This is a genomic window from Marmoricola endophyticus (genome assembly GCF_014644415.1).
GTDB classification, from domain to species: Bacteria; Actinomycetota; Actinomycetes; order Propionibacteriales; family Nocardioidaceae; genus Marmoricola; species Marmoricola endophyticus.
Map to the genome: position 1 here is coordinate 443733 of NZ_BMKQ01000001.1, position 16003 is coordinate 459735.

Genomic DNA, 16003 nt, shown 5'->3' on the forward strand with positions numbered 1-16003 from the left:
GGGCCTGGCTCCAACGTAGGGGACGTGACAATGGGGGAGTGAGTGCTCCCGCTGACCATGACTTCGTCACCTACCCCGCCGGGCTCCGGCTGGCCGGCCGGCGGGTCGTCGTCGTCGGCGGCGGGCACGTGGCGGCACGCCGCGTCCCGGCGCTGCTGGCCACCGGCGCGCTGGTCAGCGTGGTCTCCCCGGTGGTCACCCCGGCGATCGAGGGGCTCGGCGACGAGATCGACCTCGCGCTGAGGGAGTACGTCGACGGCGACCTCGCCGGCGCCTGGTACGCGATCGCCGCCACCGACGACCCCGAGGTCAACGCCCGCGTCTGCGCCGAGGCCGAGGCGGCCCGGATCTTCTGCGTGCGCGCGGACGACGCCGCCGGCGGCAGCGCCTTCACACCCGCGGTCGGCAGGCACGAGGAGGTGACCGTCGCCGTGCTCGGCAGCCACCTCGACGAGCGCGACCCGCGCCGCAGCGCCGCGGTGCGCGACGAGCTGCTCACCGCCCTGCGCGACGGCGTGGTCGCCTCGCCGCAGTCCCACGGCGTGCCGGGGGTGACCCTCATCGGCGGCGGCCCCGGCGACCCGGACCTGATCACCGTGGCCGGCCGCAAGGCGCTGATGCAGGCCGACGTCGTGGTCGCCGACCGGCTGGCGCCGCGCGAGCTGCTCGGCGAGCTCGCACCCGACGTCGAGCTGATCGACGTCACCAAGCTCCCGCGCGGCCGCTCGGCGAGCCAGGAGGAGATCAACCGGGTCATCGTCGAGCACGCGCTGGCCGGGCGCCGCGTCGCCCGGTTCAAGGGCGGCGACAACTTCGTGTACGGCCGCGGCTTCGAGGAGCTGCTCGCCTGCCGGGAGGCGGGCATCCCCGTGACCGTCGTCCCCGGGCTGACCAGCTCGGTCGCGGTGCCGGGGGTCGCCGGCGTCCCGGTCACCCACCGCGGCGTCACCCACGAGTTCACCGTTGTCTCGGGGCACCTGCCGCCGGGGCACCCGGACTCGCTGGTCAACTGGCCGGCGCTGGGGTCGATGCACGGCACGGTCGTGCTGATGATGGCGGTGCAGAACGCGCCCGCGATCGCCGAGGCACTGGTGTCCGGCGGTCGTCGGGCCCAGACCCCGGTCGCGGTCGTCTGCGACGGCACGATGGCCGGCGAGCGGACCGTGTTCAGCACCCTCGAGAAGCTCGGGCGCGACCTCGAGGTGCACGACGTGCGCCCGCCGGCGATCATCGTGATCGGCGAGGTCGTGGCGCTGGCGCGTGACGTCGACCGAGACACCCGCGAGGGTGCCGTCACCTGAGGTGGCACCCTCGGTGGCATGCGTACCGCAGTCATCGGCACCGGGATCATGGGCGCGGGCATGGCCCGCTCGCTGGCGAGGGAGGGCCACGACGTCGTCGTCTGGAACCGCACCGCCGAGAAGGCTGAGGCGCTCGTCGGTGACGGCATCTCGGCGGCAGCCTCGGTCGCCGAGGCGGTCAGCGGCGTCGACGTGGTCCTCACCATGCTCTTCGACACCGACGCCGTGCTGGCCGTGACCGAGGACGTCGCCCGCGCGTCGGGCGACGCGGTCTGGGTGCAGACCGCCACCGTCGGTCCGGACGGCGCGCGGCGGATCGCCGAGGCGGCCGGTGACGCCGCCGACCGGATGCTCGACGCTCCGGTGCTCGGCACGCGGAAGCCGGCCGAGGACGGCGCCCTGGTCGTGCTGGCGTCCGGACCGGCGGCACTGGTCGAGCGGGCGCAGCCGGTGCTCGACGCGATCGGCTCCCGCACGGTCCGCGCCGGGGAGCGCCTGGGCGACGCCAGCGCCCTCAAGCTGGCCTGCAACTCGTGGGTCGGGCTGATCACCGCGGGCACCGCGCAGGCGCTGGCTTTGGCCCAGGCCCAGGGCGTCGACCCGCAGCTGTTCCTCGACGCCATCGACGGTGGCGCGGTCGACACCCCGTACGCCCACGTCAAGGGTGCGCCGATGATCAGCGGCGACTACTCGGCGGTCTCCTTCGCCCTGGACGGCGTGCGCAAGGACCTCGGGCTGATGGTCTCCGCGGCGGAGGCCGGCGGCATGTCCGCCGACCTGCTGCGTACCGTCCTCGGGCTCTACGACCGTGCGTCGGAGTCCGGGCACGGTGACGAGGACATGGCCGCCGTGCGTACCGCCTTCGACGGCTGAGCCGAGGCTCCGTGGCCGAGCTGATCGAGATCGACGGCCCGTCCGCGGCCGACGACCCGCGGCTGGCCGACTACCGCGACCTGCGCGACGTCACGCTGCGCCGGAGCCTGGAGAGCGAGCAGGGCCTGTTCCTCGCCGAGGGTGAGAAGGTCGTACGACGTGCCGTCGAGGCCGGCTACCGTCCCCGCTCGTTCTTGATGGCTCCGCGCTGGCTCGACGGGCTCGCGGACGTCCTCGACGCCTGCGAGGCGCCCTGCTACGTCGTGGACGAGGCGGTGGCCGAGCAGGTCACCGGCTTCCACGTGCACCGGGGCGCGCTCGCCTCGCTGCACCGGCGAGCCCTGCCGCCGCTCGAGGAGGTGCTCGACGGGGCGCGGACCGTGGTCGTGCTCGAGGACCTCGTCGACCACACGAACGTCGGCGCTGCCATCCGCAACGCCGCCGCGCTCGGCGCCGACGCCGTACTGCTCTCCCCGCGGTGCGCCGACCCGCTGTACCGCCGGGCGGTGAAGGTGGCGATGGGCACGGTGTTCTCGCTGCCCTGGACGCGCCTCACCGACTGGGCGGACGCGCTGCTCGACCTGGACCGGCGGGGCTTCCGCACGGTCGCGCTCACCCTGGCCGACGACACGGTGCCGCTCGAGGACGCGGTGGCCGGAGCCGACCGGCTGGCGCTCGTCCTCGGCGCGGAGGGGCACGGGCTCTCCCCGCGCTGGACGGCGACAGCGACGGTCCGTGCCGGGATCCCCATGGACCGAGGCGTCGACTCCCTCAACGTCGCCGCGACCGCCGCCATCGCCTGCCACGTCGCCCGCTCTCGCCGCGCGTGACCTGCTTCGTCGAGTGGTGCCCTCTGCTGGCTTCAGTGGTGCCCGCCACCGGGTCGAGTGGTGTGTGGCGCTGGGTCGAGTGGCCGGTTCTCCCGGCCGTCGGGCGGGGCGACGGCAGAGCGCACCACTCGAACCGGTACCGAGCACCACTCGGACCGGTAGGGGGCACCACTCAACTCGTGGTGGGCCAGCCCTCGGGGTAGTCCTCGGCCGCCGACTCCATCTGCTTGCGCAGCTTCTTTCGGTTGCGGGCGCTGACCCGGTCGCCGAAGACCGTGCCCGCGGTGTGGTCGGTCTCGTGCTGGAGGCACCGCGCCAGCAGACCGGTGCCGGTGTACTCGACGTCGGCGCCGCCGGCGTCCTGGCCGCGCACGGTCGCGGTGTCCGGGCGGGCGCACTCGACGAAGGCGCCCGGGTACGACAGGCAGCCCTCGTCGCCGTCGTCCAGGCGACGGTCCTTGCCCTCAGGCAGCTCCAGCACGGGGTTGCAGACCACGCCCCGCGTCACGACGCCGTCCTCGTCGGGGCAGTCGAAGACGAACACCGCCAGGTCCACTCCGACCTGGCAGGCCGCCAGGCCCACCCCGTCGGCGGCGTACATGGTCGCGACCATGTCGGCGACCAGCGACGCCAGCTCGTCGTCGTACGAGGTGACCGGCGCCTGCGCCTCGTGCATCACGGGCGTGCCCCATCGCGTCATCGGGCGTACGACGCCGCCGGTCGGCAGGTCGACGGAGGCGGGGGAGACGGGCAGGACGGCGCGGGAACCCTCGGCGGGACGTTCACTCTCGGACACCGGCCGAGTGTCCCAGAACGCGTCGACCCCGCCCTGCGGCCCCCGTGACGAGGGTTACCCGCACTCGGTAGCGCCGAACTGTGGCGCAGTGTGTAACTCCGAGTTACATTACCAGCATGTCCCTCCTCGACACCGCCAGGAACGCCCTCAACGCGGGCGGCAGGAACGGCCTCGCGTCCACCGAGCGCCGCGACCCGATCGGCCTCGCCGTCGCCGGGCTGAACCGGCTCGCCGGCACCGACCTGCTGGACCGCTTCGGCATCCGCAAGCAGACCGAGGAGACCGTCTACCGGGTCACCAGCGCCGGGTTCAAGACCCTCGGGGCGACCAGCCGAGTGTTCGCCCGGGCGGGCAAGGCGACGAAGGGCGCCCGCCCGGCGACCGCCGCGACGTCCACCGGCGTGTTCGACCTGACGCCGAGCGAGGACGACCAGATGCTCGTCGACGTCGTGACCGAGCTGGCCGACGAGGTCGTACGCCCCGCCGCTGCCGACGCCGACACTGCCTGCGAGGCGCAGGCAGAGGTGCTCGAGGCCACCGTCGAGCTCGGTCTGCCGATCCTCGGCCTGCCCGAGAAGGTCGGCGGCATCTCCGAGGAGCGCACCGCGATGGCGGGCACGCTGGTCCACGAGGCGCTCGCCAAGGGCGACATGGGGCTGGCCGTCGCCGCCCTCGCGCCGGGCGCCGTCGCGACCGCGATCGGGCTCTTCGGCACCGACGAGCAGCAGCAGACGTACCTCCCCGCCTTCACCGAGCCCGCCGGAGACACCGGGGTCCCGGCCGCGGCCCTGGCGCTGACTGAGCCACGGGTGCTCTTCGACCCGCGCACGCCGCAGACGACGGCGAGGCGGGAGGGCGACGGCTTCGTGCTCGACGGCGTGAAGTCGATGGTGCCGCGCGGCGCCGACGCCGAGCTGTTCGTCGTGGGAGCGATGCTGGACGGCACGCCCGCGCTGTTCCTCGTCGAGTCCGGGACCGAGGGCATCACCATCGAGTCCGAGCCCTCCATGGGCGTCCGTGCCGCGTCGCTCTCCCGGCTGCACCTCGACGGGGTCCGGGTGGGTGCGATCGCGCTGCTCGGCGACCCGGACGGTACGTCGTACGCCGAGACCCTCCGGCTCTCCCGGCTGGCCTGGTGCGCGCTGAGCGTCGGCACGGCGCAGGCGGTGCTCGACTACGTGACGCCGTACGTCAAGGAGCGCGAGGCCTTCGGCGAGCCGATCGCCCACCGGCAGTCGGTCGCGTTCATGGTGGCGAACATCGCGATCGAGCTCCAGGCGATGCGCCTGGTCACCTACAAGGCCGCGGGACGCGTGGCGGCGGGCAAGGACGCGACCCGTGAGATCGGCCTCGCCCACCGGATCTGCACCGAGAAGGGCATGCAGATCGGCCTGGACGGCGTGCAGCTGCTCGGCGGGCACGGGTTCGTCAAGGAGCACCCCGTCGAGCGGTGGTACCGCGACCTGCGCGCCATCGGCGTCATGGAGGGAGGGGTCCTGGTCTAGGGCCGGTACGCACCCGCGAGTCCACCCCACGAACCAGGAGACAGTCATGATCAACCTCGAAGCCCCGAAGAAGTTCCAGCCGCTGGTCGGCCAGGCCCACCAGGTCGCGATGAACATGCTGCGACCGATCTCACGCCGCTACGACGAGGGCGAGCACGAGTACCCCAAGGAGCTCGACATGCTCGCCGCCATGATTGATGGCCTGTCGGACTCCGGTCAGGCGCAGGGCGCCGGCGCCTCCGGCGTCGGCGAGAAGACCGAGGCGGAGAAGCGCAAGGACGCCGAAGCTGAGAAGTCAGGCAAGGGCGGCACCCGCAACGGCTCCAACCTCGCCTCCGTGCTCTCGATCATGGAGATGTGCTGGGGCGACGTCGGGCTCCTGCTCTCCATGCCGCGCCAGGGCCTGGGCAACTCCGCCATCTCCTCGGTCGCGAACGCCGAGCAGCTCGAGCGGTTCGACGGCGTGTGGGCCGGGATGGCGATCACCGAGCCCGAGGTCGGCTCGGACTCCGCCCGGATCCGTACGACGGCCACCAAGGACGGCGACGAGTACGTCATCAACGGCGAGAAGATCTACGTCACCTCCGGAGACCGCGCCGACCACATCGTGGTCTGGGCGACCCTGGACAAGGAGCAGGGCCGCGCGGCCATCAAGTCCTTCGTGGTGCCCAAGGGCACGCCTGGCATGGAGGTCGAGCGGCTCGAGCACAAGCTGGGCATCCGCGCCTCCGACACGGCGGCGATCCGCTTCACCGACTGCCGGGTGCCTGCCGAGAACCTCCTGGGCTCGCCCGACATCGACACCAAGCAGGGCTTCGCGGGCGCCATGGCGACCTTCGACAACACCCGGCCGCTGGTGGCGTCGATGGCCGTCGGCTGCGCCCGGGCCGCGCTGGACCTGACCCGCGAGCTGCTGACCGACGCCGGCGTCGACATCGACTACGACGCCCCGACGTACTCGCTCTCGGCGGCGGCCGCCCGCTTCATCGCGATGGAGGCCGACTGGGAGGGCGCGTACCTGCTCACCCTGCAGTCGGCGTGGATGGCCGACAACAAGCAGCCGAACTCGATGCAGGCGTCCATGGCCAAGGCCAAGGCCGGCCGGGTCGGCTCCGACATCACGCTGGGCTGTGTGGAGCTGTGCGGCTCGGTCGGCTACTCCGAGCACGACCTGCTGGAGAAGTGGGCACGCGACTCCAAGATCCTCGACATCTTCGAAGGCACCCAGCAGATCCAGCAGCTGATCGTCGCCCGCCGGGTGCTGGGCCTGACCAGCGCCGAGCTGAAGTAGGCGGCCCGGGTCAGCGGATCAGGTGCAGCGCGGGCAGTACGCGGGCCGGCGCCGAGGCGGGCGCAGGCAGGAAGCCGGGTGCGTCGTAGCCCTGCGCGGCGAAGGCCTCGGTGATCGCTCGCGCCGTGTCGGGCACGTCGTCCTGGCGTACGAGCGCGATGGCCGACCCGCCGAACCCGCCGCCGGTCATCCGGGCGCCGAGCGCGCCCCGCGCGGTCGCGGTGTCCACGACGAGGTCCAGCTCGGGGCACGAGATCTCGAAGTCGTCGCGCATCGAGACGTGCGAGGCCGACATCAGCTCACCGACCCGGTCCCAGGACCCGCTCCGCAGGACGTCCGCACACTCCGCGACCCGGGCGATCTCGGTGACGACGTGCCGCGCACGGGAGCGCAGCTCAGCGTCCTCGAGGGCGTCGACCTGCGCCGGCGTCGCGTTGCGAAGCGAGTCCACGCCGATCGCCGCGGCGGCGCGCTCGCACGCCCGCCGGCGGCTCTCGTACGCGCCGTCGTTGAGCTGGTGGTGGGCTCGGGTGTCCACCACCAGCAGCTCCAGCCCCGCCGCTGCCGGGTCGAACGGGATCAGCTCGGTCTCCCACGACCGGCAGTCCAGGAGCAGCGCGTGCGCCGGGCTGCCGAGCACGGCCACTGTCTGGTCCATGCCTCCGGTGGCCGCCCCGGCGACCTCGTTCTCGGCGCGGATCCCGGCGCGGGCCAGTCCCATCCGTGTCTCGCGGGACTCCTCGACGTCGAGCAGCGCAAGCACCGCCGTCCCCGTCGCGCACTCCAGCGCGGCCGAGCTGGACAGGCCCGCACCGAGGGGGACCGTGCTCTCCACCATGATCTCGAAGCCGGGCACGGTGAACCCTGCCTCTCCGAGCGCCCAGGCCACGCCCGCGACGTACGCCGGCCAGCCCTCCGCCGTGCCGAGGTCGTCGAGCGCGCCGGTCCACGCCCCGTCCTCGAGGCCGGAGGCGATGACCACGCGGTCGTCGTCACGGCGCCGGATCGCGACGTACGTCGAGTGCGGCAGCGCCAGCGGCAGGCACAGGCCGTCGTTGTAGTCGGTGTGCTCGCCGATCAGGTTGACCCGGCCGGGTGCGGCGGCGACGAGGTCCGGCTCGTCGTCGTACCGGTCGCGGAAGGTCTCCAGCGCGGCTCGGCGTCCCTCCGCATCGCTCCAGGGCCGGACCCACTCGGGGTCGGCGGAGGCGCGGGCACGGCGGCGCGGGTCGTCGGTCACCGCTGAAGCCTAGGCTTCGTCCCATGCGCTTCCTCGACGACCGCCGCCCCGGCTGGGACCTGACGTACGACGACGTGTTCATGGTGCCGCGCCGCTCGGCGGTCGCGTCCCGCTACGACGTCGACCTGTCGTCGACCGACGGGACCGGGACCACGATCCCGCTCGTGGTCGCGAACATGACCGCGATCTCGGGTCGTCGGATGGCGGAGACGATGGCCCGTCGCGGCGGGCTGTCGGTGATCCCCCAGGACGTGCCGCTCGAGGTCGTCGCGGAGGTCGCCGGATGGGTGAAGTCACGACACCCGGTCTTCGAGACACCGATCACGCTGTCGGCGCACGAGACGGTCAGCGACGCGCTGGCGCTGCTGCCCAAGCGCGCGCACCGGGCCGCCGTCGTCGTGGACGCCGCCCGACGCCCGGTCGGCATCGTCACCGAGAGCGACTGCGACGGGGTGGACCGGTTCAGCCGCCTGGAGGACGTGATGACCACCGACGTCGTCACGCTCACCGACGACCTGGACCCCCGGGGTGCGTTCGACGTGCTCGCCGGCACCCGGCACCGTCTCGCGCCGGTCGTCGACCACGACGGCGTGCTCGTGGGCCTGATGACCCGCACCGGCGCGCTCCGCTCGACGATCTACGCCCCGGCCACCGACGACGACGGCCGGCTCAGGGTCGCCGCCGCGATCGGCGTCAACGGCGACGTGGCCCTCAAGGCCAAGACCCTGCTCGAGGCGGGTGTCGACTGCCTCGTCGTCGACACCGCCCACGGCCACCAGGAGCGCATGGTCGAGGCGCTGCGGGCCGTCCGTGGCGCCGGCATCGACGTGCCCGTGGTGGCCGGCAACGTGGTCGCCGCCGACGGCGTGCGCGACCTGGTCGACGCCGGGGCCGACATCCTCAAGGTCGGCGTCGGCCCGGGTGCGATGTGCACGACGCGGATGATGACCGGGGTCGGGCGCCCCCAGTTCAGCGCCGTGCTGGAGTGCGCCGAGGAGGCGGCACGTCTCGGTCGCCACGTGTGGGCCGACGGGGGAGTACGCCACCCGCGCGACGTCGCCCTCGCGCTGGCCGCCGGCGCCTCGCAGGTGATGATCGGGTCCTGGTTCGCCGGCACCCACGAGTCGCCGGGCGACCTGCTGGTCGGCCCGGACGGGCGGGCGTACAAGGAGTCCTTCGGCATGGCCTCGGCACGTGCGGTCGCGAACCGTACGTCGGCGGACGGTGCCTTCGACCGCGCGCGCAAGGGCCTCTACGAGGAGGGCATCTCCTCCTCGCGGATGTTCCTCGACCCCGTCCGGCCCGGAGTGGAGGACCTCGTCGACATGATCTGCTCCGGCGTCCGCTCGGCGTGCACGTACGCCGGCGCGCACGACCTCGCCGAGCTCCACGAGCGTGCCCTGGTCGGCGTGCAGTCGGCGTCCGGCTACTCCGAGGGCAAGCCGCTGCCCGCCGGCTGGTGAGCCTGCGGGAGCGGTGCGGCGCCCCCACCTATCGTGACGAGGTGCCCGACTCCCGCCGGTCCGTCGACGACGACGCGCCCACCGCTCCCATCCGCGCGGGCGCGGTGCGCGACGAGCGCGCCGACGCGACCCGACGCGAGGACCGCGACGACCGGGGCGAGACACAGGAGCCTTCACGGGACCAGGCCCCACCTGCCGCGCGTTGGTTCGCCCGCGGCCTGGTGGGCCTGCTGGCCGTGGTCGGGCTGGTCGTCCTGGTGCTGTTCCTGGTCGCCCGCGTGGCCCACCTGCCCGACCTGAACCCGTTCGACTCGAAGACCACCGACCGCAGCCAGCCGGCCCTGCTGAAGTCGGTGCGCGATCTCTCGCGCTTCGTCGCCGCCGAAGGCGACTTCCAGGTCGTCGTCGACCTCCAGAACAACCGGGACAACGTGCCCGAGTTCCTGCTCAACGAGCGCACGCTGTTCGTCGCCGCCGGAAGCGTCGAGTCGTACGTCGACTTCGCGGCCCTCGACAAGGGCGCCGTGAAGGTCGTCGACGACGACACCGTCGAGGTGACCCTGCCCGCGCCGGAGCTGGGCCGGCCGAGCCTGGACGTCGACAAGTCGTACGCGTACTCCGAGCAGCGCGGCCTGCTGAACCGGCTCGGCGACCTGGTCGGCTCCGGGGCCGGGGACGACCAGCAGCAGCTCTACGAGCTGGCCGATCAGAAGATCGCCGCCGCCGCGACGCGGGCCGGCCTCACCGACCGCGCCGAGGCCAACACCGAGAAGACGCTCGACGGCCTGTTCGGCTCGCTGGGGTACGACGACGTGCGCGTCACGTTCACCGGCGGCGCCGACGACCGCTGACCACGGCCGCGGCGGCGGTGCCCGATTCCAGCTCTCGGGCCGATCGTTGCTATGGTTGCGCCCGCGCCGGAGAGGTCATCGAGCCGCTCGCGCACCACTCGTCCGGGTGGCGGAATAGGCAGACGCGCTAGCTTGAGGTGCTAGTCCCCGTATTAGGGGGTGGGGGTTCAAGTCCCCCCTCGGACACAGCAGATCCCCGGGTCCTCCTCGTCGAGGACCCGGGGATCAGTTCTGTGTCAGGCGAGGCGTACCGCGCGCAGGAGCACGTCGGAGACGTGGTGCGAGCTCGCCGCACCGGGCGGACGGTCGCGGGTCTCGTACGTCTCGACGCGCCAGTCGGCCGACTCAGCGATCGCCTGGTGGATCCGGTCGACGCCGACGAACGCGCCGTGGTCGAACATCCGGGTCTCGGTCGCCGCGTCGACCGGCGCCTGGAGCGGCGTGAGGTCGTGGGCCACCACGAGCAGGGTGCCGCCGGGGGCGACGCCGGCCAGCAGGTTGCCCAGGCCACGCTCGTCGGGGGTGCGCTGGAACGACCCGTACTGCAGCGACACCAGGTCGAAGCCTTCTGCACCGAAGGGGGCCAGGTCGTTGGCGTCACCGCGGACGCGCTCGACACGCAGGCCGCGCCGGTCCGCCTCGGCGCCGACGCGCACGAGCGCCGACGCCGAGATGTCGAAGGCCGTGACCGCCCAGCCGCGCTCGGCCAGCCAGAGCGCATCGGCGCCCTCGCCCGCGCCGACGTCGAGGGCCCGACCGACTGGGAGGTCGGAGGCCTCGGCGACCAGGGTCCCGTTGGGGTTGGCGCTCCAGACGTGGTCGTCGCCGCCGTACCTCGCCTCCCAGTCCGCGCGGGCGCCGCCCGCACCACTCTCGGCGGCCAGGTCCTCCTCGGCCAGGCTGAAGGCCACTCCTGCTCCGACGCGGCTGCCGTGCGCCGCGGCCGGCAGCACCTGCATCGACGGGTCGGTGAGGTTGCCGGCGGCGTACACCCCGGCCACCGAGGTGAGGCCCACCGGGTCCACCTCGACCACCGAGCCCAGCCCGCTGGCGTGCGGCACGGCCGTCACGCCGATCCCCTCCAGCACGTCGGTCCGGGCCCGGAACCGGGGACCGACCAGGACCGCGTCGGCGGTCAGGGTCCGGCCCCCTCCGAGCTCCAGGCTCACTCCACCGGCCGGAGCAGCCTCGGTCACCCGCGTGACGGAGTCGGCGACGACCTCGACCCCGCCCGCACGCAAGGCGTCGAGGGCCTGATCGTCGACCCCCGCAGCGTCGTGCAGCACCAGCGTGAGCCGGTCGGTGAGGTGGCGGAGCAGGGGAGTGGGGTGCAGCCCCATCGGGTGGGTGAGCACCTGCACCACCGCCTGGTCGCGCACCTCGTAGCCGTGGCAGAACGGGCAGTGGATCACCTCGCGCCCCCAGTGCTCCGCCAGGCCGGGGATGTCGGGGAGCTCGTCCTGGATGCCGGTCGCGGCGAGGATCCGCCGCGCGACCAGCGTGTGGCCGCCGCTCAGGGCCAGCCGGAACGCGCCCTTCTCGCCGGAGACGTCGAGCACGCGGCCGGTGAGGACCTCGCCGCCGTACGAGCGCACTTCCTCGGCGCCGACCGCGCGCAGCTCGGCGGGCTCGGCGCCCTCGCGACCGAGGTAGCCGTGCATGTGCGCGGCGGGGGCGTTTCGGGCGGTGCCGTCGTCGACGACGACGACCGTACGACGCTGCCGCGCCAGCTGGAGGGCGCCGGCCAGCCCGGCGGCCGAGCCGCCGATGACGGCGACGTCGCAGTGTCGTTCGATGGTCCGGTGCTCAGGGTGATCGGTCATGCCGCGACCCTAGACAGGTAGCCCGGTTTCAGAAAAGGCTCTTGCAGCATTCGCAACTCCTGCCAGACTGCTGCCATGAGCGAGTCCGCCGACGTCGAGTCCCTGGCCCGGAGCCGGCTGCGCACGCTGCGCGCCACCATGGGCTACTCGCTGGACGACCTGGCCGCGCGTACGCACCTCAGCGCGTCCACCATCAGCCGTATCGAGACCGGCAAGCGCACGCTCGGGCTGGACGTGCTCGTCCCCCTCGCCCGCGCCCTCGAGGTGAGCCTGGACATGCTGTTCGAGGTCCCGGGGGACGAGGACGTCGTGATCCGTCCCGAGGGGCACAGCGTCGACGGTCGTACGACCTGGTCGCTCAGCCGCTCCGACGGCAGGACGAGCGCCCTGAAGATGCGCCTGGAGCCCACCGTGACGCCTCCCGAGCAGCGCGTCCATCCTGGTCACGACTGGTTCGTCGTCCTCGAGGGCCGGGTGACGCTGTGGCTCGGCGACCGGGAGATCGTCGTGGAGAGCGGCGAGGCGGCGGAGTTCAGCACGATGACGCCGCACTCGTTCGGCGCGCTGGACGGCCCGGCGGAGCTGATCGCGATCTTCGACCGCGACGGCCAGCGGGCCCACGTGCACCGCTGAGACAGGCTCACGAGTCCACCGAGCGCACGGCGTCGGCGACGCAGGCCAGCGCGAGCAGTCGTACGACGTCGACGCTCGCGCTCACCTGCCCGGTGGCCACCGCGACCAGGGCGTCTCCGTCGACGCGCGTGTGCGGGGGAATGAGCGCACGGGCCAGACCGTCGTGGCCGCCCTGGGCCACGACTCGGCACTCGGTCTTGTCCAGCGCGGCGTTCGTGACGACGACCCCGATGGTCGTGTGCCGACCGTGGTCGGCTCCCGTGTCGATGCCGGGTGGGCCGTCCAGCACCGCCAAGGAGTCGAACGAGACCTCACCCCCGTGGTCGACGTCACCGAAGGCGTTCACCGCGACCAGCGCGGCGACCACGACCTCGCCGTGCCGGTGGGTCGCGTACCCGAGCCCGCCCCGCTTCCTGCCCTCCCCGCGCCACTGGCCGACCATCGCACCGGTGCCGGCACCGACCGGACCGTGCAGGACCTGCTCACCGGTGGTCGCGCGCGCGGCGACGAGTCCCTCGGCCGGCCCCGGGCGGACGTCGGCGCGACCCACCGCGAGGTCGAACAGGCTCAGGCCGACCACGATCGGCACCCGGCCGCCGGGCGTGGGGACGCCGCGGCCCAACGACTCGTAGTGGCTCATGACCCCGTCGGCGGCCGCCAGCCCGAACGCCGAGCCGCCGCTGAGCACCACCGCGTCCGGGCCTCGTACCGACTTCAGCGGGTCGAGCAGCTCCAGCTCGCGGGACGCCGGAGCGCCGCCGCGTGCCTCGTACGACGCCACCGCGTCCGGCGGCAGCTCGACCACCGTGACGCCCGTGCGCGCCGCCTCGTCGGTCCAGTGCCCGACCCTGACCCCGTCCACGGCAACGTCCATGGGCCCATGGTGCCGCTACCGTCGGGCCATGGACACGTTCCGGGTGGGCTTCGTGCCCGGCGTCGAGCCGGACCGGTTCGTACGCCGCTGGCGCGAGCGTGAGCGGCGGCCGCTGGAGCTGGTGCTGCTCGAGGAGCACGCCGTCCGTGACGCGCTGGACGACGACCAGGTGCACATGGTGCTGGCCCGGCTCCCCGTGGACGCCGACGGTCTGCACCTGATCCCGCTCTGGGAGGAGCTTCCCGTCGCGGTGCTGGGCACGGACCACGTCCTCACGCTGCTCGACGACCTCGGCGAGGACGACCTCGCGGACGAGATCCGCAACGACGGGCCCGCGGCGCAGGCGATCGAGACCGCGGCCGCAGGCACGGGCGTCGCGCTGGTGCCGATGTCGCTCGCGCGGCTGCACCACCGCAAGGACGCCGTGATCCGGGTACGACGCGACGCTGCGCCCACCCGGATCGGGCTCGCCTGGCGCCAGGGCCTCGACGACCCGGGCGCCGAGACCTTCATCGGCGTGGTCCGCGGCCGCCGGGCGGGGAGCACCCGCGGCGACCAGGAGCGGGCGCGGAGCACGTCACCGTCACCCGACAAGCCACGGAGGCCGGCGAAGCAGCCCGACCGCAAGCGCAGCGCGGCACGCTCGCGCCCGGGTCGGCGCCGCTGAGGTCGCGAGGCAGGATGGGGCCATGAGCGACCCGAGCACCGGACCGTCGTACGACCCGAGCGCGGAGGTCGTCGACATCTGCCGCGACCTGATCCGCATCGACACCACGAACTACGGCGGCAACGAGGGCCCGGGGGAGCGCAAGGCCGCCGAGCACGTCGCGACGCTGCTCGACGAGGTCGGGATCGAGGCCGAGGTCTGGGAGGGGTACGCCGGCCGCGCGAACGTGATCGCGCACTGGGGCGGTGACGGGTCCGGGCGCCAGGACCCGCTGCTGCTGCACGGCCACCTCGACGTGGTCCCGGCCGACGCCGCCGACTGGGCCGTCGACCCGTTCGCGGGCGAGATCCGCGACGGCATGGTCTGGGGCCGCGGAGCGGTCGACATGAAGGACTTCGACGCGATGCTGCTGTCCTCGCTGCGCGCGCGGGCCCGGGCCGGCGCGGTTCCCTCGCGCCCGCTCACGATCGTGTTCACCGCCGACGAGGAGGCCGGCGGCCACTACGGCGCCGGCCCGCTGGTCGAGCAGCGCCCCGAGGTCTTCGAGGGCGTGCGCGAGGCCGTCGGCGAGGTCGGTGGGTTCAGCGTCACCGTGCGTGATCGTCGCGTGTACCTCATCCAGGCCGCCGAGAAGGGGATGGCCTGGATGCGGCTGACCGCACGCGGCAACGCCGGCCACGGCTCGATGCGGCACCCGGACAACGCCGTCGCCGCCCTGGCCGGCGCGGTCGCCCGGATCGGCCAGCACCAGTGGCCGGTCACCCTGACCCCCACGATGCAGGTGCTGCTGGCCTCCATCGGCGAGCTGGCCGGGGTCGAGGCGACGCCCGAGAACGCGCCCGCGCTGATCGAGGAGTTCGGGCCGGCCGCACGGATGCTCGGGGCGGTCATCTCGCACACGGTCAACCCGACGATGCTCCAGGCCGGCTACAAGGTGAACGTCGTCCCGGGCGTCGCCACCGCGGGCATGGACGGCCGCTTCCTGCCCGGCCACGAGCAGGACTTCCTCGACACGCTCGCCGAGCTCGCCGGACCGCAGGTGGAGATCGAGTTCGAGACGAAGATGAGCGGCCTGGAGACGCCGTACGACGGTGCCCTGACCGACGCGATCACGGCGTCGGTGCTGGCCGCCGACCCGGAGGCCGTCGTGGCGCCGTACCTCATGAGCGGCGGCACCGACGCCAAGCACTGGGACCGTCTCGGCATCCGCAGCTTCGGCTTCGCGCCGCTGCGCCTGCCGGCCGACCTCGACTTCACCGGCCTGTTCCACGGTGTCGACGAGCGCGTCCCGACCGACGCCCTGGAGTTCGGTGCCCGCGTCTTCGACGACTTCCTGGACCGGGTGTAGCCGCGGCACCTACCCCGTCGAGTGGTGCGTTCTGCCGGGTCGAGTACGCAGTTCCACAGGCGTGATCGCCCGTCGACCTGCAGAACGCACCACTCGTACCGGCGCAAGGCACCACTCGAGCCTGCAGAACGCACCACTCGTACCGGCGCAAGGCACCACTCGAGCCTGCAGAAGGCACCACTCAACGGTGCAGGTGCCGCGCAGAGCGAATGGTCAGACGTAGATCAGCTGGGGGCTGCGCTGGCGGATGATCTTGCGGCGGAGCACGACGCGGCGGGTGCCGTCGTGGGCCACGCGGACCCGGTCGAGCTCCCAGCCGCCCTCCTCGGCCTTCTGCACCAGCAGCCGCGTCACGAGGGAGCGCGAGACCTCCCGCGAGATCAGCAGCTTGTCGAACTCGTACTCCACCCCGGGCCGAGGCGCACGACGGCCGAACTTCACGGCCTGCTTCGGGTGGTCGGGGGAGCGGGTCATCGAGCCTCCGGTGTCGGCGGGTGGGACGGTGCTG

General features: G+C 73.2%; 15 protein-coding genes and 1 tRNA gene. 11 read left to right on the forward strand and 5 right to left on the reverse strand.

What is annotated here, in order from left to right:
• Positions 1 to 38 precede the first annotated feature (38 nt).
• From cobA to IEX42_RS02220, 3 genes are read left to right on the forward strand one after another with little or no spacing between them, the layout of a single operon-like run.
• Positions 39 to 1301, forward strand: a complete 1263-nt coding sequence (gene cobA, locus IEX42_RS02210; protein WP_188777841.1) for a uroporphyrinogen-III C-methyltransferase — start codon at positions 39 to 41, stop codon at positions 1299 to 1301.
• 18 nt (positions 1302 to 1319) lie between these two features.
• On the forward strand, positions 1320 to 2174 hold the full coding sequence (locus tag IEX42_RS02215; protein WP_188777843.1) for an NAD(P)-dependent oxidoreductase: 855 nt from the start codon (positions 1320 to 1322) through the stop codon (positions 2172 to 2174).
• An 11-nt stretch (positions 2175 to 2185) separates the two neighbouring features.
• Complete coding sequence (locus IEX42_RS02220) at positions 2186 to 3004, forward strand: TrmH family RNA methyltransferase (RefSeq protein ID WP_188777845.1); 819 nt, start codon at positions 2186 to 2188, stop codon at positions 3002 to 3004.
• 172 nt (positions 3005 to 3176) lie between these two features.
• Here the strand turns inward: IEX42_RS02220 and def are convergent, their stop codons facing one another.
• Positions 3177 to 3704, reverse strand: coding sequence for a peptide deformylase (gene def, locus IEX42_RS02225; protein WP_188780835.1), 528 nt, complete (start codon positions 3702 to 3704; stop codon positions 3177 to 3179).
• Between the two features lie 212 nt (positions 3705 to 3916).
• Here def and IEX42_RS02230 point away from each other — a divergent pair, with 212 nt between their 5' ends.
• Positions 3917 to 5305: an acyl-CoA dehydrogenase family protein gene (locus IEX42_RS02230; protein ID WP_188777847.1), complete on the forward strand. Its 1389-nt coding sequence runs from the start codon at positions 3917 to 3919 to the stop codon at positions 5303 to 5305.
• Positions 5306 to 5351: 46 nt separating this feature from the next.
• Positions 5352 to 6596: an acyl-CoA dehydrogenase family protein gene (locus tag IEX42_RS02235; RefSeq protein ID WP_188777849.1), complete on the forward strand. Its 1245-nt coding sequence runs from the start codon at positions 5352 to 5354 to the stop codon at positions 6594 to 6596.
• A 10-nt stretch (positions 6597 to 6606) separates the two neighbouring features.
• Here the strand turns inward: IEX42_RS02235 and galK are convergent, their stop codons facing one another.
• Entirely contained in the window at positions 6607 to 7836 is a 1230-nt protein-coding gene (galK, locus tag IEX42_RS02240; RefSeq protein WP_188777851.1) for a galactokinase, read from the reverse strand.
• A 23-nt stretch (positions 7837 to 7859) separates the two neighbouring features.
• On the opposite strand from galK, the gene IEX42_RS02245 reads away from it, so the two are divergent.
• The 3 genes from IEX42_RS02245 to IEX42_RS02255 all read left to right on the forward strand — a co-directional run bounded on the left by IEX42_RS02245 (position 7860) and on the right by IEX42_RS02255 (position 10336).
• A complete protein-coding gene (locus IEX42_RS02245) occupies positions 7860 to 9299 on the forward strand; it encodes a GuaB1 family IMP dehydrogenase-related protein (protein ID WP_188777852.1) in 1440 nt (479 codons plus the stop codon).
• Between the two features lie 41 nt (positions 9300 to 9340).
• A complete protein-coding gene (locus IEX42_RS02250; protein ID WP_229660521.1) occupies positions 9341 to 10150 on the forward strand; it encodes a DUF4230 domain-containing protein in 810 nt (269 codons plus the stop codon).
• A 100-nt stretch (positions 10151 to 10250) separates the two neighbouring features.
• A tRNA-Leu gene (locus IEX42_RS02255) sits at positions 10251 to 10336 on the forward strand.
• A 50-nt stretch (positions 10337 to 10386) separates the two neighbouring features.
• Here IEX42_RS02255 and IEX42_RS02260 read toward each other — a convergent pair.
• Complete coding sequence (locus IEX42_RS02260; protein ID WP_188777854.1) at positions 10387 to 11973, reverse strand: bifunctional NAD(P)/FAD-dependent oxidoreductase/class I SAM-dependent methyltransferase; 1587 nt, start codon at positions 11971 to 11973, stop codon at positions 10387 to 10389.
• 75 nt (positions 11974 to 12048) lie between these two features.
• Between IEX42_RS02260 and IEX42_RS02265 the strand changes: the two genes are divergently transcribed.
• Positions 12049 to 12606, forward strand: a complete 558-nt coding sequence (locus tag IEX42_RS02265) for a helix-turn-helix domain-containing protein (RefSeq protein WP_188777856.1) — start codon at positions 12049 to 12051, stop codon at positions 12604 to 12606.
• Positions 12607 to 12613: 7 nt separating this feature from the next.
• Here IEX42_RS02265 and IEX42_RS02270 read toward each other — a convergent pair whose 3' ends face one another.
• Positions 12614 to 13480, reverse strand: a complete 867-nt coding sequence (locus IEX42_RS02270; protein WP_188777857.1) for a P1 family peptidase — start codon at positions 13478 to 13480, stop codon at positions 12614 to 12616.
• Positions 13481 to 13508: 28 nt separating this feature from the next.
• Here IEX42_RS02270 and IEX42_RS02275 point away from each other — a divergent pair, with 28 nt between their 5' ends.
• Together IEX42_RS02275 and IEX42_RS02280 are read left to right on the forward strand one after the other, a co-directional pair.
• Positions 13509 to 14147: a LysR family transcriptional regulator gene (locus IEX42_RS02275; RefSeq protein WP_188777859.1), complete on the forward strand. Its 639-nt coding sequence runs from the start codon at positions 13509 to 13511 to the stop codon at positions 14145 to 14147.
• Between the two features lie 22 nt (positions 14148 to 14169).
• The gene (locus IEX42_RS02280; RefSeq protein WP_188777861.1) at positions 14170 to 15495 is read left to right on the forward strand and encodes a M20/M25/M40 family metallo-hydrolase; all 1326 of its coding nucleotides are present in this window, start codon (positions 14170 to 14172) and stop codon (positions 15493 to 15495) included.
• Between the two features lie 213 nt (positions 15496 to 15708).
• Here IEX42_RS02280 and IEX42_RS02285 read toward each other — a convergent pair whose 3' ends face one another.
• Positions 15709 to 15969, reverse strand: a complete 261-nt coding sequence (locus tag IEX42_RS02285) for a DUF5703 family protein (RefSeq protein WP_444543235.1) — start codon at positions 15967 to 15969, stop codon at positions 15709 to 15711.
• Positions 15970 to 16003 lie beyond the last annotated feature (34 nt).